Annotated in this window: 16 protein-coding genes; 11 read left to right on the top strand and 5 right to left on the bottom strand. The window is 58.5% G+C overall.

Translation table 11 applies throughout. The features are described from left to right. Position 1: 1 nt before the first annotated feature. From pseB to R2R70_RS05400, 11 genes are all read left to right on the top strand, one after another. Positions 2 to 1,000, top strand: coding sequence for a UDP-N-acetylglucosamine 4,6-dehydratase (inverting) (gene pseB / locus R2R70_RS05450; RefSeq protein WP_410977491.1), 999 nt, complete (start codon positions 2 to 4; stop codon positions 998 to 1,000). Beyond that, complete coding sequence (gene pseC / locus R2R70_RS05445; protein WP_410977490.1) at positions 1,000 to 2,163, top strand: UDP-4-amino-4,6-dideoxy-N-acetyl-beta-L-altrosamine transaminase; 1,164 nt, start codon at positions 1,000 to 1,002, stop codon at positions 2,161 to 2,163. Before pseB ends, pseC begins: the two co-directional genes overlap by 1 nt. Further along, positions 2,160 to 2,897 carry a pseudaminic acid cytidylyltransferase gene (gene pseF / locus R2R70_RS05440; RefSeq protein ID WP_410977489.1) on the top strand — a complete coding sequence of 246 codons (738 nt, stop codon included), beginning with the start codon at positions 2,160 to 2,162 and terminating at the stop codon, positions 2,895 to 2,897. The genes pseC and pseF overlap by 4 nt, the downstream gene beginning before the upstream one ends. Next, on the top strand, positions 2,894 to 4,048 hold the full coding sequence (pseG, locus tag R2R70_RS05435) for a UDP-2,4-diacetamido-2,4,6-trideoxy-beta-L-altropyranose hydrolase (protein ID WP_410977488.1): 1,155 nt from the start codon (positions 2,894 to 2,896) through the stop codon (positions 4,046 to 4,048). Before pseF ends, pseG begins: the two co-directional genes overlap by 4 nt. Then, entirely contained in the window at positions 4,045 to 4,566 is a 522-nt protein-coding gene (gene pseH, locus R2R70_RS05430) for a UDP-4-amino-4,6-dideoxy-N-acetyl-beta-L-altrosamine N-acetyltransferase (protein ID WP_405279058.1), read from the top strand. The genes pseG and pseH overlap by 4 nt, the downstream gene beginning before the upstream one ends. A gap of 6 nt (positions 4,567 to 4,572) precedes the next feature. Then, on the top strand, positions 4,573 to 5,628 hold the full coding sequence (gene pseI / locus R2R70_RS05425) for a pseudaminic acid synthase (RefSeq protein WP_405279061.1): 1,056 nt from the start codon (positions 4,573 to 4,575) through the stop codon (positions 5,626 to 5,628). 688 nt (positions 5,629 to 6,316) lie between these two features. Next, a complete protein-coding gene (locus R2R70_RS05420; RefSeq protein ID WP_410977487.1) occupies positions 6,317 to 7,333 on the top strand; it encodes a phytanoyl-CoA dioxygenase family protein in 1,017 nt (338 codons plus the stop codon). A gap of 455 nt (positions 7,334 to 7,788) precedes the next feature. Continuing rightward, positions 7,789 to 8,862, top strand: a complete 1,074-nt coding sequence (gene rfbB, locus R2R70_RS05415) for a dTDP-glucose 4,6-dehydratase (protein WP_410977486.1) — start codon at positions 7,789 to 7,791, stop codon at positions 8,860 to 8,862. A 321-nt stretch (positions 8,863 to 9,183) separates the two neighbouring features. Then, positions 9,184 to 10,110, top strand: a complete 927-nt coding sequence (gene rfbA / locus R2R70_RS05410; RefSeq protein ID WP_410977485.1) for a glucose-1-phosphate thymidylyltransferase RfbA — start codon at positions 9,184 to 9,186, stop codon at positions 10,108 to 10,110. Between the two features lie 324 nt (positions 10,111 to 10,434). Continuing rightward, positions 10,435 to 11,487, top strand: a complete 1,053-nt coding sequence (locus tag R2R70_RS05405) for a glycosyltransferase family 1 protein (protein ID WP_410977484.1) — start codon at positions 10,435 to 10,437, stop codon at positions 11,485 to 11,487. A gap of 159 nt (positions 11,488 to 11,646) precedes the next feature. Next, positions 11,647 to 12,315: a DUF938 domain-containing protein gene (locus R2R70_RS05400; protein WP_410977483.1), complete on the top strand. Its 669-nt coding sequence runs from the start codon at positions 11,647 to 11,649 to the stop codon at positions 12,313 to 12,315. 312 nt (positions 12,316 to 12,627) lie between these two features. Here R2R70_RS05400 and nhaC read toward each other — a convergent pair whose 3' ends face one another. The 5 genes from nhaC to R2R70_RS05375 form a co-directional block, all read right to left on the bottom strand. Next, positions 12,628 to 14,073, bottom strand: coding sequence for a Na+/H+ antiporter NhaC (nhaC, locus tag R2R70_RS05395; RefSeq protein WP_324689871.1), 1,446 nt, complete (start codon positions 14,071 to 14,073; stop codon positions 12,628 to 12,630). 33 nt (positions 14,074 to 14,106) lie between these two features. Next, on the bottom strand, positions 14,107 to 15,435 hold the full coding sequence (locus R2R70_RS05390; protein ID WP_324692517.1) for an FAD-dependent oxidoreductase: 1,329 nt from the start codon (positions 15,433 to 15,435) through the stop codon (positions 14,107 to 14,109). Between the two features lie 760 nt (positions 15,436 to 16,195). Continuing rightward, the gene (locus tag R2R70_RS05385; RefSeq protein WP_324689869.1) at positions 16,196 to 16,867 is read right to left on the bottom strand and encodes a GntR family transcriptional regulator; all 672 of its coding nucleotides are present in this window, start codon (positions 16,865 to 16,867) and stop codon (positions 16,196 to 16,198) included. A 185-nt stretch (positions 16,868 to 17,052) separates the two neighbouring features. Next, complete coding sequence (locus R2R70_RS05380; protein WP_410977482.1) at positions 17,053 to 18,630, bottom strand: aldehyde dehydrogenase (NADP(+)); 1,578 nt, start codon at positions 18,628 to 18,630, stop codon at positions 17,053 to 17,055. A gap of 34 nt (positions 18,631 to 18,664) precedes the next feature. Next, a complete protein-coding gene (locus tag R2R70_RS05375; protein ID WP_410977481.1) occupies positions 18,665 to 19,666 on the bottom strand; it encodes an Ldh family oxidoreductase in 1,002 nt (333 codons plus the stop codon). Positions 19,667 to 19,736 lie beyond the last annotated feature (70 nt).

Genomic DNA, 19,736 nt, shown 5'->3' with positions numbered 1-19,736 from the left:
TTTGATGAAAAACTCTACTATTTTAGTGACTGGTGGCACTGGTTCATTTGGGCATATGTTCGTGCCTATGGTGCTCGAAAAGTACAACCCCAAAAAAGTGATCATTTACTCGCGCGACGAGATGAAGCAGTGGGAGATGGCCAAGAAGTTCGCTGGCGATTCCCGCGTACGATTCTTCATTGGTGATGTGCGTGATCGGGATCGCATCTATCGGGCGCTGGATGGTGTCGATTATGTGGTGCATGCGGCGGCCACCAAGATCGTACCTACTGCCGAGTACAATCCCTTCGAGTGCGTCAAGACAAATGTCCAGGGCGCCATGAACTTGATTGATGCTTGCATCGACAAGGGTGTCAAGAAGGTAGTGGCGCTGTCTACTGACAAGGCCAGTAGCCCGATCAATCTGTATGGCGCCACCAAGCTGACCTCCGACAAGCTCTTCGTCGCCGGCAATTCCTATGCCGGGGGCCATGATACCCGCTTTGCGGTCGTGCGTTATGGCAACGTAATGGGATCGCGCGGTTCGGTGATTCCGTTCTTCATGTCGATCCGCGACAAGGGTGTGCTGCCGATCACCGACAATCGCATGACCCGCTTCATGATTTCCCTTGAACAAGGGGTTGAGTTGGTGTGGCACGCCTTCGAGGATATGGAGGGGGGCGAGATCTACGTCAAGAAAATCCCTTCCATGAAAGTTACCGACCTGGGCCGCGTCGTCGCACCGGAAGCCCGGCAGGAGGTCGTTGGCATTCGACCCGGCGAGAAGCTCCACGAGCAGATGATTGGCGCCGAGGATGCTTACTACACCTATGAGTACCCCGAGCACTTCAAGATTCTGCCCGCGATCAATAGCTGGGACCAGGATGCCAACCGCATCAAGGACGGCAAGAAGGTGCCGGAGGGGTTCGTCTATTCCAGTGATAACAATGCAGACTGGATGAGTGACGATGAGCTTGATGCATGGATTGATACCAACTGGGACAAGATCGGAGCCATCTGATGATTCCCTACGGACGCCAGGATATTCAGCAGGCCGACATTGATGCCGTGCTTGCTGTGCTGCAGTCGGACTTCCTGACCCAGGGCCCGATGGTACCGCGCTTCGAGAGCGCGGTGGCCGATCAGGTTGGCGCGCGCCACGCCCTGGCGGTCAACAGTGCCACTTCGGCACTGCATATCGCTTGTCTGGCGCTGGGGCTGGGTGAGGGTGATTGGTTGTGGACCTCGCCGATCACCTTTGTGGCCTCCGCCAATTGTGGCCTGTACTGCGGCGCGGGGGTCGACTTCGTGGATATCGATCCCCGCACTTACAATCTGTGCCCTACGGCACTGGAGGCCAAGCTCAAGCAGGCCGAGCATGCGGGAAGGCTTCCCAAGGTGCTGGTGGTGGTACACCTTTGCGGCCAGCCTTGCGACATGCAGGCCATTCATGCCCTGGGTCAGCGCTACGGCTTTCGGATTATCGAGGATGCCTCGCACGCCATCGGCGGCAAGTATCAGGGCGACTACATCGGCAGTGGTCGCTACAGTGATATCACCGTCTTTAGCTTCCACCCGGTGAAGATCATTACTACTGCCGAGGGCGGCATGGCGCTGACCAATGATGATGCCCTGGCCAGTCGTATGGAGTTGTTGCGCAGCCACGGCGTGACCCGCGCCCCGTCGCTAATGACCCACGAGGCCGACGGGCCTTGGTATTACCAGCAGGTCGACCTGGGCTTCAACTACCGCATGACCGAGTTGCAGGCGGCCTTGGGGCTCTCCCAGCTTGAGCGCCTGGATAGCTACGTATCACGGCGCAATGAGATCGCTGCTCGTTATGATGACCGGTTAGTCGCGTTGCCCGTGATCACGCCTTGGCAGCACCCGGATGCTTATTCCGGGCGCCACCTCTACGTGATTCGCCTTGAGCTTGGTCAGATCAATGTGACGCATCGCCAGGTGTTCGAGGCGCTGCGCGAGCAGGGTATCGGTGTGAACCTGCATTACATTCCGGTTCACACCCAGCCCTATTACCAGCAACTGGGCTTCCGGCAGGGCGACTTCCCCGCCTCTGAAGCCTACTACGCCGAAGCGATCAGCCTGCCGCTCTATCCCAACATGACCGATGTCCAGCAGGACGAGGTGGTGACGGCCTTGGCACGAGCCTTGGAGGCCCCATGACAGAGCCGACAGAATTGCAGGCCATTGCGGTCATTCCTGCTCGGGGTGGCAGTAAACGCATCCCGCGCAAGAACATTCGCGAGTTTGGCGGCAAGCCCATGATCGCCTGGTCGATTGAGGCGGCCTTGGCAAGCGGCTGCTTCGACAGAGTCCTTGTCTCCACCGATGATGATGAGATAGCCGCCATGGCTATTGCGCTTGGCGCCGAAGCACCCTTTCGGCGTCCGGCTCAACTCGCTGACGACTATACAGGCACCGTGCCGGTCATCGCTCACGCTATCGACTGGCTTCAGTCTCAGGGCGAAGCACCGCAAGCAGTGTGCTGCCTCTACGCTACTGCGCCCTTTGTGCAGGCAGAAGATCTGAAGTCAGGTTTCTCGGCGCTGCAGGGCGGAGACGTGGACTACGCCTTTTCGGTGACGAGCTACGCCTTCCCCATTCAGCGCGCCCTTCGTCTGACGGACGAAGGGCGCGTGGAGATGTTCCAGCCAGAGCACTTCACCACCCGCTCGCAGGACCTCGAGGAAGCGTGGCACGATGCCGGACAGTTCTACTGGGGCAGGGCTGAAGCGTGGTTGGCCGGGATGTCGATCTTCAGCCAGCGTACAGTGCCGGTGAAGCTCCCTCGTCATCGCGTGCAGGATATCGATACGCCGGAAGATTGGCAGCGTGCCGAGTGGCTGTTCCGAACCTGGCAGGCTGAACTCTCCAAGAGGCCAGAGGATCAAGTATGAGTGCTGAAGGGAATCAGGCAGCCGCCCCTGTAGTGGTTTTTCGCGCCGATGCTTCGATCGAGATCGGTACTGGGCATGTGATGCGCTGCCTGACTCTTGCCGATGCCCTCAGGACGCAGGGCGCCGACTGTCACTTCCTCTGTTGTGAGCATCAGGGCCACCTGATCTCGGTGATCGAGGCGCAGGGTTTTACTGCTCATCGCTTGCCCGGTGTGAGTCAGGTAGGCGCCGTACAGGTGGATGATACCCAGCCCGATCATGCCCATTGGCTGGGTACTACCTGGGAGCATGACGCCGAGGTCTGTCTTCCCCTGATAATGCAATTGGCCCCGGACTGGCTGGTAGTGGATCATTACGCTCTTGATGCCCGCTGGGAATCGACCGTACTGGCGGAAGCCAAGGCGAATCCCGTTACCCGGCTGCTGGTCATTGACGATTTGGCCGACCGCCATCATCACGCTGATGTGTTGCTCGATCAGAATCAGGGTCGTGCGGCCGAGGATTATATTGGTCTGGTGCCAGCAGCTTGCCAGGTGCTGGCCGGCCCCCGGTTTGCTCTCTTGCGATCGGAGTTTGCCGAAATGCGGGGGAATAGCCAGGCTCGCCGACGCCAGCAACCGCGGCTCAAACGTTTGCTGATAAGCTTGGGCGGCGTCGACAAGGATAATGCTACTGGTCGGGTGCTCGACACTCTCAAGGCTTGCCATCTTCCCGATGAACTCGAGATCACCGTGGTGATGGGCCCCACGGCCCCTTGGTTGGATGACGTCAAGACCTCGGCTGCTGAATTGCCGTGGCCCACCGAGGTGGTGGTCAGCGTGTCGGATATGGCTCGGCGCATGGCCGAAGCGGATCTCGCCATCGGCGCCGCAGGCAGCACTTCCTGGGAGCGCTGTTGCTTGGGCCTACCCACACTGATGCTCATACTGGCCGAGAACCAGGAGGGCATTGCCCGAGCGTTGGATGCAGCCGGGGCGGCGATCTGTCTGGGCAGGCCGGAACAGCTTGCCGATAGGCTGTGCCACCATCTTTCCGCCCTCCAAGTGCCCCATCCCCTGCAGGCAATGAGCCACGCCGCCGCTCAGCTGACATCAGGTGAGGGGGTGATGACTCTCTGCCATACCATACTGCAGGAGGACGTATCTGTATGACACCGTCGGCTACTATCTTGCGCCCTCTTGAGGAAGCAGATCTCGCTCAGGTGCGCCAATGGCGCAACCATCCCGAGGTACGTCGTTTCATGTATACCCAGCATGAAATCGTCGAGGCCGAGCATCGCGCCTGGTTTCATCGTTCCCAACAAGAGCCACATCGCCATTTGCTGCTGGCCGAAACGGAAGGACGGCCATTCGGCTTTGTCAACATTCAGCTTGAGGATGTTGAGGCTCAGCGTGCGATATGGGGTTTCTATCTCGCTCCCCAGGCGCCGCGAGGCAGCGGCCAAGCGCTAGGACGAGCCGCACTAGCGCATGCCTTCGGAGAGTTAGGGCTGTACAAGCTGTGTGGTGAAGCGCTTGCCGGCAATGTGCGTTCACTCAAATTTCACGAGCGGCTGGGCTTCATCCGTGAAGCTCATCTCCGTGACCATCACTTTGATGGTCACATTTATCACGACGTCATTGGCTTCGGTTTACTCCGCAGCGAATGGCAAGCACTTCAAGGAGCCTGACGTCTCATGATGCTACCCCCTATTGAAATCGCTGGCCGTCGTATCGCGGCCGATCAGCCTCCCTATATCATCGCTGAGCTCTCTGCCAACCATAACGGCAAGTTGGAAACGGCCATGCGTATCATTGAGGAAGCCGCCAAGGCCGGTGCAGATGCCATCAAGCTGCAGACCTACCGCCCTGACACCATCACGCTCGACTGTGACAGTGAGGACTTCAAGATCAAAGGGGGGTTATGGGATGGACGTACCCTCTACGAACTCTATGAAGAAGCGCATATGCCTTGGGAGTGGCACCAGCCGCTCTTCGAACACGCCCGCAAGCTGGGCATCACCATCTTCAGTTCGCCCTTCGACACCACGGCTGTGGATCTTCTTGAAGAACTCGGCGCGCCGGCCTACAAGATTGCCTCCTTCGAGGCCGTAGATCTTCCGTTGATCGAGTATGTGGCCAAGACAGGCAAGCCGATGATCATCTCCACCGGGATGGCCGACGCCGAAGAGATCCAGGAGGCTGTTGACGCCGCCCGCGGTGCCGGATGTGAGCAATTGGCCATCCTGCAGTGCGTCAGCGGTTACCCGGCACCACCTGAAGACTACAATCTGCGTACTATCCCTGACATGATCGAGCGCTTTGGCCTGGTAACTGGACTCTCTGACCATACCATCGACAATACAACCGCCATCACTAGTGTGGCGCTGGGTGCCAGCCTGATCGAGAAGCACTTTACCCTGGACCGCGACGGAGGTGGCCCTGATGACAGCTTCTCGCTTGAACCGGCAGAGCTTGCCGCACTTTGTCGCGATACCAAGACTGCTTGGCAGGCACTCGGAAAAATCGACTATGGCCGTAAGTCAAGCGAGCAAGGGAACGCTCAATTCCGTCGCTCCCTATATTTCGTCAAGGATCTGAAGGCTGGGGAGGTGGTTACCGCGGATGCTGTGAAGAGTGTAAGGCCGGGCTACGGGATGTCCCCAAAATTTCTTGATAGTGTTGTCGGTAAAGAAGTAGCAGTTGACTTGAAAAAGAATTCACCCGTCAAAGAGGATGTTTTGAAAGTCTGAGGTTTGGTGCGGTTGTTGGCCTGGCGTTGCGAGGTGGCCTTTCGCTTGGCCGAGGGCATGGGCTTGTTCAAGGTGGTATTGAGGGAGTGTCGGAGCGACGAGCGCCGGCTCATCTGTCTTGGGTGCCATCTGGCACGTGGTGGGCAGGCGCTGCAACCCGAGCTCGGATCTTGCCGACACTGGCATCAAAGGCTCGGTCCAAATGGGGGCACCCTTGGGCGGTTTCTTGAAGTTCTGCCTGGCGGCGGGGGGAAGCCCCAGACGAGAGTAATGCATGAAAACTGCCTAAACCGGACTTTGTAGCGCATTGCCAGCAGGATTGAGCGGCCTTATAACAGTTTTTGCTCATGGATGGTCTGATGCATGCACCGTCCTATTTGCAACATTCGTGATTTTTACGACTTTCACCAAGCGTTGAAAGTGTAACAGAAGTTGTCAGACATCTTCTTTCTAAACGTTCTGCGGTAATTTTGGCTGCCGAAGACTGGGGTGAAATCGAAAATTTTTGAGGCATATAAAGCTTTGATTTTCTGCGTCAGTACGGCGTTTTTGATTCGGACGTGTCCAGTCATAAGCCGCCAGTACCAGCTCTTGCCACCAAGCGATTGTAGAAGGATTCTTCCGGCTCCTGTGTCATTCGCAGACGCAGGAGTGGAGAAGCACTCACGAGATGTAAAGAGGCCTTTTCATGTCGAGCCATCTCAAGACATTGTCTGCCGGCCTTGCGGTACTGACAGGTGCCAAGTCCTTTGTGGCCAATCCTGTGCTGGGGAACCCCGGGCTGAACCGTCGCGGGCTTCATCTTGTGCGCTTGCGCGCCGCGCGTTGGATGATGCGTGTACGTCAGGCCTGGTTTGCCTATGGGGTGCCACGGGAACAGCGTCAGGCCTTTCAGCAGAATGGCTATCTGCTGCTGGAGGATTTTCTGCCTGCGGAGCAGTATGAGCGGCTGGTCAGGGAGGCTGAGGGGGCACGTGGCGAGATTCGTCAGTGCCGCCAGGCAGATACCTTGACCCGTCGTCGTGTGATGGCGCCGGACAATGTCGCAGCCTTGCCGGAAATGCAGGCCTTGATGCGTGACAAGCGATTCCGGCGCCTGATGCGTTACTGCAGTGGACATGCGCGACAGCCCATCATGCATCTGGAGCGTATTCACAATGGCGTGCTGGAAAGCCATGAGCGCGACCCCCAGAAGTCCCTGCATGTGGATACCTTCCAGCCCACCATGAAGTTCTGGCTGTATCTTCAGGATGTGACACCTGCACAAGGGCCTTTCATGTTTGTCCCGGGCTCCACGCGCATGTCGTCAGCGCGTCTGTCGTGGGAAAGACACATGAGCCTGATTGCACGCGACCACCCCAATCGATACACGCAGCGTGGGTCTTTCCGTGTGGATGAAGGGGATCTCGAGCGATTTGGTCTAGGCGAGGTCAAGCACTTTGCCGTCAAGGCCAACACACTGTTGATCGCCAATACCTATGGCATGCATGGGCGTGGTGAAGCAGAGCAGGGCAGTACACGCTTTGCACTGTGGGGGATGAGTCGCACGACTCCCTTTTCCCCCTTGCCGGGATTTGGCTTCGAGTGGATCAATCGTCTCCAATATCGTGTGCTGGAAGCGGAGCGGCAGCGTGATGATCGCAAGGCCGCCGCGCGAGGTGAGAAGGCTTCCTGGTTCGTGCCTGCTGACAACGGGGATCTTTGACCCGGGCTCATGTGACAGAGCCTTGTGACAGGGCGTTGTGACAGCGCCAGGAGTCAGTGAGCTTTATTGCTGCCGTCAGATTTTGCGTGTCATCAAGCCCTGAGGCTCATCCTTTAGCCACCTTGCAAGCCAGGCCTCTCTCATGATGGACGAGAGAGTGAAAAGCCCCGTTCGCTACGCGTTCGGGGCTTTTTTGTGCCTGTCATACTGGAGACGGAGTCATCTGGCTCTCTATATAAGTTGGTTCTCATTATGTGGGTATGCCATTCGGGCGAGGAATTTCAGCTGTGATACTGCACGCTAATCGGCCAAGGGCGGGCGGGGCGGTGGCGTATCATCTGAGAGACAACAAGGGACGAGCCTGGGGACGTTGTGTGGCAGCCCCATGACTCTGACCCTTGATTCTCTGCACTCTCAATTTTCTTTCTGCGCCGAGTGCGTGGCTGAGGTGAAGCATGAAGTTCCTGATTACCGGTGGAGCCGGGTTCATCGGCTCTGCCGTGGTGCGCGAGCTGATCGATTCGACGTCTCATGAAGTGGTCAACCTGGACAAGCTGACCTATGCGGGCAATCTGGATTCGCTGGAGTCCGTCAGTGATCATCCGCGCTATGTCTTCGAGCATGCGGATATCTGTGATGCTGAGGCACTGGCACGAATCTTCAGTGTGCATCAGCCGGATATCGTCATGCACCTTGCCGCCGAGAGCCATGTCGATCGCTCCATCGATGGGCCGGAGGCCTTCATCGAAACCAACGTCATGGGCACCTGCCGGTTACTGGAGGCGTCACGCCGTTACTGGAAGCAATTGGCATTGGTGAATCCTGCCAAGGCTGAGACGTTCCGCTTCCATCACATCTCGACCGATGAGGTGTTTGGTGATCTTGCTGAGGATGACCCCGGCTTCACGGAGCAGACACCCTACGCGCCGAGTTCGCCCTATTCGGCCAGCAAGGCGGGGTCGGACCACCTGGTAAGAGCCTGGCAGCGAACCTTCGGTCTACCGACAGTGATGACCAACTGCTCGAACAATTATGGCCCCTATCACTTCCCCGAGAAGCTGATCCCTTTGACCATCCTCAATGCCCTGGCGGGCAAGCCACTGCCGGTGTATGGCAATGGCCACCAGGTGCGCGATTGGCTGTATGTCGAGGACCACGCGCGTGCCTTGATCAAGGTGGCGTGTGAGGCGCCGTTGGGGGAGAGCTACAACATCGGCGGGCATAACGAGCAGCGCAATATCGACGTGGTTCGCCTGATCTGTGAGACGTTGGAAGCCTTGGTACCGCAAAAGCCTCAAGGCCTTGCGCACTACAGTGATCTGATCACCTTCGTGACCGACAGGCCCGGGCACGATCTGCGTTATGCCATTGATGCCGACAAGATAGCGCGTGATCTGGGGTGGCGGCCGCGGGAGACCTTCGAGTCGGGCCTGCGCAAGACGGTTCAGTGGTATCTGGATAATCCTGAGTGGTGGCAGCGGATTCGTGATGGCCGCTACCAGGGAGAGCGTCTGGGAGCCGAGATCTGATCCGGGCAACGCGCAGGAGGTGAAGTGACTCAACTGCCTGAGGTGACTTGGCATGAGTCTCATCATGCTCCTGCCTTGCCCAGCTCTGAGCTGTATATATTGATTTAGTGATATTTTGATAAGCAGTATAAATAGCAATAAAATGCGCAATCTTGCGGCGAAAACCATGCTGCAGGCGGCCTTCTTGCTGTTTACGCTATGAGCTGAATCAGATGCTGCGTCAGGGAGCCCGGTGAGCTTGTCAGTTCACTGGGTCAGGGAGCGTAGGCACTGACTGATCCGCGACGACAGCGGAAATTCAGCAGGGACAGGGAGCGTAACATGGCACGGAAAGGCATCATTCTCGCGGGGGGCTCCGGCACTCGCTTGCACCCGATCACGTTAGGCGTTTCAAAGCAGTTGCTGCCTATCTACGACAAGCCGATGATCTTCTATCCCGCCTCGGTCCTGATGTTGGCCGGCATCCAGGACATCATGATCATCTCGACGCCTGAGGACTTGCCGCAGTATCAGCAGCTGCTGGGCAGTGGCGAGCAATATGGCGTTCGCTTTGAATATGCCGTGCAGCCTAGCCCTGATGGGCTGGCTCAGGCTTTCCTGATCGCCGAGGACTTCATCGGTGATGATGATGTCTGCCTGGTGCTGGGGGATAACATCTTCCATGGCCCCAACTTCACGGGTCAGCTCCAGCACGCCGCGTCCCGCGCCACGGGGGCGACGGTCTTCGGGTATCTGGTGCAGGATCCGGAGCGCTTTGGCGTGGTGGAGTTCGACGAGCAGGGCAAGGCGCTTTCCATCGAAGAAAAGCCTGCCCATCCTCGTTCGCCCTTTGCGGTGACCGGCCTTTATTTCTACGACAACGATGTCGTGGAGATCGCCAAGCGCGTCAAGCCTTCCTCTCGGGGGGAGCTGGAAATCACCTGCATCAACAATGCCTATCTGGAGCGGGGCGACCTACATGTCGAGCGCTTGGGGCGTGGCTTCGCCTGGCTGGATACCGGCACGCATGACAGCCTGCTGGAGGCGGGGCAGTACGTGCAGACCATCGAGCATCGTCAGGGACTCAAGATCGCTTGCCTGGAAGAGATCGCCTGGGGCAATGGCTGGATCGATGACGATGAGATGTTCGCGCTCGGCCAGCGTCTCAGCAAGACTGGCTATGGCCAGTACCTGCTCAAGCGACTGGAGGATGTGCGCCGCGCCACGGCGCTCGGTGAAGACCGCCATGAACTGATACGCGTGGCGTGATGAGAGTCAGCTTCACGCAAGGCAATTGACCCGATTCGACATCGGATTCATCAACCCACAAGGCCCGCAGCTTACCCTGCGGGCCTTGTCGTTTCTGGACTTGGACCGTCCAATAGGGCGCTGCCAGCGGCGATTTGGCGTCCAACGCAGGTAACACGTTGATTACATCCGCTACACATCAGCAAAATTTGAGTGGTGTGATGCCCAGAAATCATTAAGCTCAAAGTAAGCGTCCCAGAGTCAGTGTGTGCTCTCGCTCGCGCTTGTTTGGCGGTGACGCCGAACGTGCCGGGACCATGAATGCCTCGAGTAAAGGAGACTGACATGACCGCCTTCCCGACCACTCCTCGTTGGATCGTACTCAGTGATGAAGCCCAGGCGCTGGAAGATATCTACTTCTTCCTGCCTGCCATGGCCGCGTTGCGCAAGGAAGGCACACGTGTCGAGCGTTTTGAAACCCGCCGCTGGAAGTTCTCTCCCAAGCTTGCCCAAGCGCGCCTTACCGGCGCTTGCCTGCTGATCGCGCGTAGCCTGGGGCGGGAATGGATCGAGATGCTGGAAGCACATCGTGAGCAGCACGGTCGTATCTGCTACCTCGTCGATCATCTGTATTCGCCTGAGTTGCTGCCATCGGAGCAAGATACCTCCACCCCTGAAGCAGGCTCTGAGGCTGAAGCGGCTCAATTGCAGCAGCGATTGTTCGCGCTGGCGGATGAGGTCGTCGTGGTCAGCGAGCAGCTGGAGGCCGCTCTGGCGAGTCTGCATCCCAAAGTCAGCCTGTTGACGCCGCCGTTGACCGGCATGCTGCCGGATCTGCATCATCTCGAGCAGAGCGACTGGTGCATCGGCTTTCACGGCACTCTGGCGCATCGTGTGGACATCCTCACGCTGGCCCCAGTGCTGCGCGATATCCAGACGCGGCATTCGGACAGTGAGGTGGAACTTATGATGGGCCGCCATCTGCCGCTGGCGCTCAGCGATATTCCCCGCCTCAAGACGATGGAGGCCGTCAGCTGGGAGGCCTTTCAGGATTATTGCTCGCGGCGTCGGATCGCCATCGGTCTGGCGCCCTTGATGGAAAACTCCGACAACCGTGCCGCCTCCTGGCTGCGATTTCTCGATATCACCCGCATGGGCGGGGTGGGCATCTACAGTCGCCGGGCGCCCTATGTCGATCTGATCGAGGACGGCGTCGATGGCCTGTTGGTGGGGGATGACTCGGCAGAATGGACAGCCGCCCTTGAGCGCCTGCTGGGCGACCGTGATGCGACGCGTGCCATGGCGCACAACGCGCAACACAAGGCCCATGAAGTGGGCGACCCGCTGCGGGTACTGGATTTCTGGCGTGCGCGTTCGACGGTGGCGCGTGCCCGCTAGCGGAGTCGTCTGTAATGGCCTGACTCAAACAGCTTGACCGAAATCGCCTGATCCAATCACTGTTTGCTCAAGCGCCGCACCCCTCAGGGGTGCGGCGCTTTGTTATGATCTAGCCATCTTTTCGTTCTGAGTCATTTGCCCTGTTGAAAGGAGTGCTGCATGGCCACCCCCGAGTTACCCGATGACTTGCCAAGCGCGACGTCGCGATCATCGCAGCAGGATGCCGAGGTAGCGCACAGTCAGCGTCTCGCGAGCCCAGCGGTCGCCCGCAATCGTGACGTGATTCTTGATGTCCTGCGGGATGTGCTGGCACAGCGGCGTCAGGTGCTGGAACTCGCCAGTGGTAGCGGCGAGCATGCGGTGCATTTCGCTCACGGATTGCTTCATCTCGAATGGCAACCCAGTGATGCCAGCCCGCGTGCCTTGGAATCCATCGCGGATTGGCGCGCCGAAGCCGCACTGCCCAACCTGAAGGTGCCGATCACGCTGGATGTGCAGGCCGAGTGGCCTGAGGTGGCCTGCGATGCGCTGGTGGCGATCAATCTGATCCATATATCACCATGGCGAGTCACGTCCGAGCTGATGTTGCAGGCCGGTCGACGTCTCCCGAAGGACGGCGTGCTGTATCTCTACGGTCCCTACAAGCGGGGAGGGCAGCACACGGCGCCGAGCAACGAAGGCTTTGATGTGCAGCTCAAGAGCCGCAACCCGTTATGGGGCGTGCGTGATCTGGAGGCGGTCATCGAGGAGGCGGAGCGCAACGGCCTGACCCTCGACAAGGTGGTCGAGATGCCGGCGAACAATCTGAGCGTGGTCTTTCGGCGCTAACGCTGGCGGTCAGTAGCCCGTCAGAGCGGGTGAGTACACCTGATGTGACCCACTCACTACGACAATGCCCCGTCCTGTCGCCAGGTCGGGGCATTGTCGTGCATTGACGAAGGAAATGCGGCTGCACGGTAGTGCGCAAGCGCTTGAATCCCCGACTCACCTTCAATAAGGGCCGTGATGTAGACGTGAGCGGTCGAGGAGCGCCGAGGCAGGCGCAATGCCGCCGGCGGTCAGGGAGGCGCGGCGCGGATGGCCGTCAAAAAGGCCAGCCTCAAGGAGGCTGGCCAGGACATGCGAGAGGCGGGAGTGGCGTCAACTTGCCGCTTGCGGCGCGGGCATCACGGCAGGGGGCGTGGAGCTATTGGCGCCAGGCGTCGTGCGCCATACTGCGATGTTGGCGTAGCCGTACAACAAGGTGATGGCCAAGACCAGCATGTGATACCAGAGGAAGGGCAAATACGACAGTGTGGAGACACCAAGCGTGGTCGCCATGAAGACCCCGCCATCCGTCCAGGGCACCATCGGGGTCGTGACAGTCCCCCCAGCTTCGGCATTGCGTGACAGGACACGCCGGTCGATGCCCTGGTCATCGTAATTTTTCTCGGTAATCGTGCTGGCGGTAATCAACGAGACGTAGGCTGCTCCGCCGAAGAAGTTACCGAAGAAGCCCCCCAGCATGGTAGAGAGCGTCAGGCGCCCAGGAGTGCTGGCCCAGCGTAGGAAGCCTTCACTGATGGCTTTGAGAATTCCGATACGCTCCATCAATCCGCCCAGCCCCAGTGCGAAGAGAATCAACACGACGACTCCCAGCATGGATTCAATGCCCCCTCGATTGAGCAGGGTGTTGAGAAACTCGACATCCGAATGCATCGCGTTACCGACATAGGCGATCTGAATCGCCTCAACCGGGCTGATCCCTTGCACCCACCAGGCACAGACGCTCCCCAGGAGTGCGCCAAAGGTAATGACTGGAATCGCCGGGTAGCTACGCGTCAGCAGCGCGATGATGACCACGGCAGGCAAGAGCAACCAGGGGCTGATCGTGAAGTGCTCTTCCAGGGCTTGCATGGCGAGGGTGGCGCGTGAGGTATCGACGTCGCCATTCACATAAAAGAAGCCCACGATGAGAAACATGATCGAGGCAATGACGATCGCGGGTGCGCTGACGAGCATCATCGAGCGAATGTGGTCGATCAGGCTGACTTTGCACAGTGAGGCGGTCATGACGGTGGTATCGGACAACGGCGACATCTTATCACCGACATAGGCCCCTGAGATCACCGCACCGGCGACAAGCGGCAGCGGTATGCCAAAGCTGTGGCCGATCCCTATCATGGCCACCCCGGCTGTCCCGACTGTCCCGAAGGAGGTGCCGGTGGCCAGCGAGGTGAGTGCGCAGATCACGAAGGCCGCAAACAGGAATATCTGCGGATTCATGACCGTTAGCCCGTAATAGATGATGCTGGGCACAATCCCCCCGGCGATCCATGTCCCGATCAGTGCCCCGACCGTGGTCAAGACCAGTACGGCCTCCATGCCGTTATGAATGCCATTGATGAGGCCTTCCTGCATGCTGGCATAACTGACCTTGAGCCTAAGCCCCAGCGCCATGACCAGAAACCATGAGGCAAAGAGTGCCAGTTGGATGGGAAGGTGGAGCACATTGATGCTCAGGAACATGATGGCAATGAATCCGACCATCACGGCCAGCACCTCACTGAGGGTTGGCAGCCGTATTGGGCCCGTAGTGGTAGACATGATCTCTCCTTTGCGTTGTTGTCGTTATTGCGATTAAAAGCGAGTGAGCCGATAGGGCGTCATCTCGGGGAGGGCACTTGCGAGGGAAGGCTGACGCGTGCTGGCGAGGTGGGCGACCATCTCTGCGGTGATCGCGGCTTGCGTCAAACCCAGGTGATGATGACCGAAGGCCAGAAGCACTCTGCCGTTGTGTACTTGGTCAATAATCGGGAGCGAATCTGGCAGTGACGGTCGGAAGCCCATCCATGGCGTGGCGTTCGTGGTGTCGAGGGGAGTCTCGAACAATCCTTCGGTCAACTTGTGAAGTTGCCAGGCGCGTTGCATGTTAGGCGGTCGTTTCAGTCCGGCAAATTCGACGGTGCCTGCCAGGCGAAGTCCATCTTGCATGGGCGTCATGATGAAGCGGCGCTCGAGTGATGTGACGGCGCTGGGAAGGCGGTCCGCTTCTCTCGGCAGCATCAGGTGATAGCCGCGTTCGGTATCCAGCGGGACGTTGACGCCCGTCAGGGCCTTGGTCAGTGCGGCGGAATGCGCGCCACAGGCGATTAGTACCCGGGACGCTTCCAGCGTTTGCGCATCATGCGTGCGCAATGCCACGCCGCTGGAGGTCAGTTTGCCTCCGACGATTTCCTGCGTCTGAAATTCGACACCTGTGTGCCGCGCTGCGCGAACGAGCGCCTCGGTTACCGTGAACGGATTGACGACATGGCCCGTCTCCGGGAAGCACAAGCCGCCTTGTATCCGGGAGGAAAGGGCGGGCAATTGTTGACGGATCGCTGCGCCTTCCCATAGGTCGACGGTCACGCCCTGCGCGGCCATTCGGGCGTGGACGGCCATGAGATCACGGCGGGTGCTGGCATGCTCATGGATCAGGAACGAGCCATGGTCCTTGAGAAGGTCCTGCGCCCCGATGGACGAGAGCAATGCGCGCCAGGCCCTCAGACTGGATTCATTGAGGACCCGCAATGCCGTTACGCTCTGGGCGTAAGGGCTCGCGCGCAGGTTGAACAAGAGGCGGGTGAACCAGGGGGTTGCGCGGGGAAGGTGTCGCCAATCCAGACGCAGGGGCCCCATGGGGTCTGTCAGCATGCCCGGAATTTTTTTCAGTAGGCTGGCATCCGCAATCGGGAAGACTTGCTCGGTGGCCATGTGACCGGCATTCCCCCAGGAAGCGCCATACCCGGGGAGCTGGCGGTCAATGACTGTCACTTTCTTCCCCTTGCGAGCCAGTGACAAGGCGCAGGCCACGCCGATAATCCCTGCTCCGACGATCGTGATGTCGTCACCCGCTGTGACGGCCGCGTGTGTGCGGTTTACCGAGCCCATGATGTCTGCCCTGTGTTGTTGTTTTGTCGATTGTATAAAATATATGTTAGCGGGTCGTCCGGAGCAATAACCCTGTGACTAAAGTCGGGGGAGTGTCGCTAGAGCTGCCCCCGACTCGGCGCCATCGGGGACGCATCACCCGGCGCAGGCGGAGGAGGCTAGACGCCTGCGCGACTTTGAACGAGGCGATCATGGTCGCTCGAATGCTCGTCGATATTGCGCAGTCTCTGAGGGAGCGTCGGTCGTGCCGTTCTTGTGTGGCAAGACGAACGGGCCGATGGGGGATGACTCATTGGACCGTTAAGGCCAGGTGACTGGCCGCACCACCAAGCAGAGGAGGTATCAATCATGGCATGGTGAGGGGGAGCAAGAAGCCTGTGAGTGAAGCTAGGCTGGGGGCAGGAGGCGTGGGCTACGCGAAAGGGAAACTGGGATACATTGGCGTATCAGTCATCGGGGGGGGGGCGTTTAGGCTTGGGCAGGCCTGACTGAGCATGGCGGCAGGCATTCGTCTGCGATTCATGAAGCGATAGCGCATCCGTTAGGCATGCGCTTGGGCCCTCAGGTACCTGGTTTTATCGGCCCCTGTCCACTTGGCGAAGCGTACTCATGATCAGCGGCTGGCATCGGACTCGACATCTAAGGCCGGATAAGAAAACGGTAAAGAGGACGGGCAGAGATCGCGCACGTTTGCCTCCTATCCGGCGGGTTGCGCGGGGCGGCAGGAGGGGGGCTTCGCTATTTGAAAGGGCCCGCCGAGACAGCGTATCAGCGCCCCGCTGCGAGGGGGGGCAGGTTAGAGGCGTTCCTCGGGGAGCGTGCGATTCTCCAGAAGCGTAATAATGCCATCGCAGGCCTCCTTGATGTGGACTTCCAAGAGGTGGCAAGCCTCTTCGATCTTGCCGTGGCGCGCGAATTCCAAGAGTGCGTGATGCTCGCGCTCTGCTTTTTCGATCTCTTGGGTATACAGCAGCTGCATACGAATGTAGCGATCGGACTTGGTATTGAGGTGACTGATCAGCGCCATCGTTTCTGGCAAGTTGGCGGGCGCATATAGCGTTTGGTGGAAAGCAAAATTGTATTCGCTCCAATTATCGATCTCTCCGCGGGCGTCCAAGGCCTCATCGTATTTATTGAGAATTGCCTCCGCCTTATCTAAATCTTGCGCTGTCAAATGATCGATAGAGTGGCGGAGTACGTAAGTCTCCAGCAAGATTCTTAGGTCAAATAATTCTCGAATCTTGGCGATGGAGAGCTCCGTGGTGAAAGCACCACGGTGAGCATGGAATTCTACAAGCCCTTCGGCTTCCAAGGTGAGCAACGCCTCGCGGACAGGAATGCGACTGACACTGTAATCGCTGGCCAGTGCATCCTGTCGCAGTTGAGTTCCCCCTTTGAACTCACCGCTGAGGATGCGGCTTCTCAGGTCGTCAGCGACGAGTTGAGCTCGAGTCTTGAACGCTGCCATGGGAACTCCCTGTCATCGGATATAAGTTTGCACATTGTATACAAGGAGTCCCAGAAGTCTATTTGTCGAGCTGCGTGGAAGCCTCGAGATAGAGTGGTGCGCCCATTGAGCTCCTCCCCCCAGGCATACATGGTGTGCCTGGGGGGCACTACCGGCGAGGCCTGTCACCGGTAGTGCACGTGAGCTCATTGTTCGCGGCTGCCATTCACCAAGCGTTTCAGGGAGAGGGGGTTCCCCTGTTTGAGCGCATCTGACAGCAAGACCTCTGGGAGGTCTTGATAACACACCGCACGCAGGAAGCGCTGAATGGCGGCAGTGCCAACAGACGTTGAGCGGCCATCGGATGTCGCCGGATAGGGGCCGCCATGCACCATGGCATCGCAGACCTCTACGCCTGTTGGCCAAGCGTTGGCTAGGATGCGGCCGGCTTTTCGTTCCAATATCGGGAGTAGGCTTGAGGCGAGAGCATAGTCGGCTTCGTCCATCTGAAGGGTTGCTGTCAGCTGGCCTTCCAGACCTTTGAGAACGCTTCGAATTTCCTCATCACTGTCGCACGCTACGATAAGCGCAGTCGCGCCAAAGATTTCGGCTTGTAGTGAGGTGTCCTGCAAGAAATCTGTCGCAGTGGTCACAAATAAGCCAGTGCGACATTGATTCGCTGCCTCGCCTTGGGTGCCACGAGCGATTTCACGTGCCTTGTCATTGCGCTTTAGTGCGTCGACACTCTTTACATAGGCGTCATGGATGCCTGGGGTCAGCATCGTTTGGGAGGCGCTTTGCTCTACGGCTTGGCGTGCTGCACCGATAAAGGCCTCCAGGGAAGCCCCACGTCGGGCGATCAGAAGGCCCGGGTTGGTGCAAAATTGTCCTGCTCCCATGTTCAGCGAGGCGATAAATGCTGCGCCCAGAGACTCGGCGCGACATTCAAGTGCCGATGGCATCAAGATGACGGGGTTGATTGAGCTCATCTCTGCATAGACGGGGATGGGCTGCGGACGCGCTTGGGCATGGTTCAGTAGGGCGGTGCCACCACTACGCGAGCCGGTGAACCCGACGGCTTGAATCTCTGGGTGCTTCACTAGCGCTTGGCCCACTTCACGTCCTGACCCAAATATCAGGGAGAAGACGCCCTCAGGCAGCTCGCAGCGTTTCACTGCCTTTTGAATAGCCCGACCGACCAATTCACTGGTGCCGGGGTGAGCAGAATGTGCTTTCACAATCACCGGGCAGCCTGCTGCGAGTGCTGACGCCGTATCTCCCCCTGCGACAGAGAAGGCCAGTGGGAAGTTGCTGGCGCCAAATACAGCGACTGGCCCCAGTGGAATCTGCTGCTGTCGAAGATCTGCACGAGGCAAGGGAGCCCGCTCTGGCTGTGCTGGATCAATCCGCACATCGAGCCATTCCCCGGTACGAAGCGTATTGGCAAACAGGCGAAGTTGACCGCAAGTCCTTCCACGCTCTCCCTCAAGGCGTGCTGACGGGAGCCCTGTTTCTTGAAGAGCACGTTGAGTGAGATGCTCACCGAGCAACTCGATCTCTTCGGCAATACATTCCAGGAACTGCGCGCGTTTCTCGATCGACGTTGAGCGATAAACCTCAAAAGCGTCGCTTGCCAACAGGCATGCCTTGTTGACATCGGATGACTTACCGCCTGGATAAGCGGGACTGAGTTGCTGATTGTCAGCAGGGTTGATGGCATAAATAGGGGCTTGGTCGCCCAGTATCGCGGATTGACCGATTAGCATCTTTCCTTCCAATAGCATATTAAATCTCCGTAGTAGTAAGAGGGGGAAATCTTTACAGTAATGATGATAATTCTTGATAAAGATGGTCAGGTAGCCAGACACCCTCGCGCTGAGAGCGTTCGCGTGCCTCGTAACGCCGCTGTGAGGGGAGGCGTGCACCTTGTGATGTAATGGAGGTGAACACCTCTTCGGCTTGCTGGAGGAAGTGTTCCGTCCTCTCGCCAAGGAAGCGCTTCGGATCCATGGCGATCAGTAGCACTCCGTGGTACGGGGAGCCTCCTGCCCCTGCATCATGCTTGAGTGACTGGGCACTGGTCAGGTCGCCGATCAACGGGCCTGCAATCAATTCAATCATGGTGGACAGGGCAGACCCCTTATGGCCGCCGAACGTCAACATAGCGCCTTCCAGCACGGCTTCAGGGTCGCGAGAGGGATGGCCACAACGATCAATTCCCCAGCCTTCAGGCAATGCCTTGTTCTCTCGCCGATGTAGCTCGATATCCCCTCGCGCGATGGCACTGGTAGCAAAGTCGAAGAGGTAAGGTGGGCTGGCAGCGCGAGGCCAGCCAAAGGCCAGCGGGTTGGTGCCAAGTACCGGTAAGATTCCACCCGCCGGGGCGACCCACGCATGGCTTGGGTTGCAGGCAAGCCCGACTAACCCGTGGCCGGTAATGGCTTCTATCTCTATCCACAGGGCAGAGAAATGGACGCAGTGATTGATCGCCATTGCCGCGATACCCTGTGTCCGAGCCTTAGAGGCGAGTAATGGCAAGCCTGATTCGAAGGCGAGTTGGGAAAAACCGCCCTGAGCATCGACTCGGACGATACCGGGGGCAATGTCGTCGATCATCGGTGCGGCTTCTGCATTGACTTTGCCAGCGGCGAGTGTCTTGATGCAATTGAGCAATCGATAAAGGCCATGCGATCGGCATTCATCACGCTCGCCAGCGACAACGGCACGGGCCAGTGCCTGGGATTGTTCCTGGCTGAACCCGTGGCGACTCAATACGTTCAAGGCCAGCGTATGGGCTTCGTCTAGCGTTAGAGGATGCATGCTCAACTCCTCACGACAGATGCATCGGCCCCTTTCGAGAGGGGCCGATGATGAATGGAGCAAGGGGGGA

The sequence above is a fragment of the Cobetia sp. SIMBA_158 genome (assembly GCF_046566945.1).
GTDB classification, from domain to species: domain Bacteria; phylum Pseudomonadota; class Gammaproteobacteria; order Pseudomonadales; family Halomonadaceae; genus Cobetia; species Cobetia amphilecti.
This window is presented reverse-complemented; position numbering and strand designations above follow the sequence as displayed.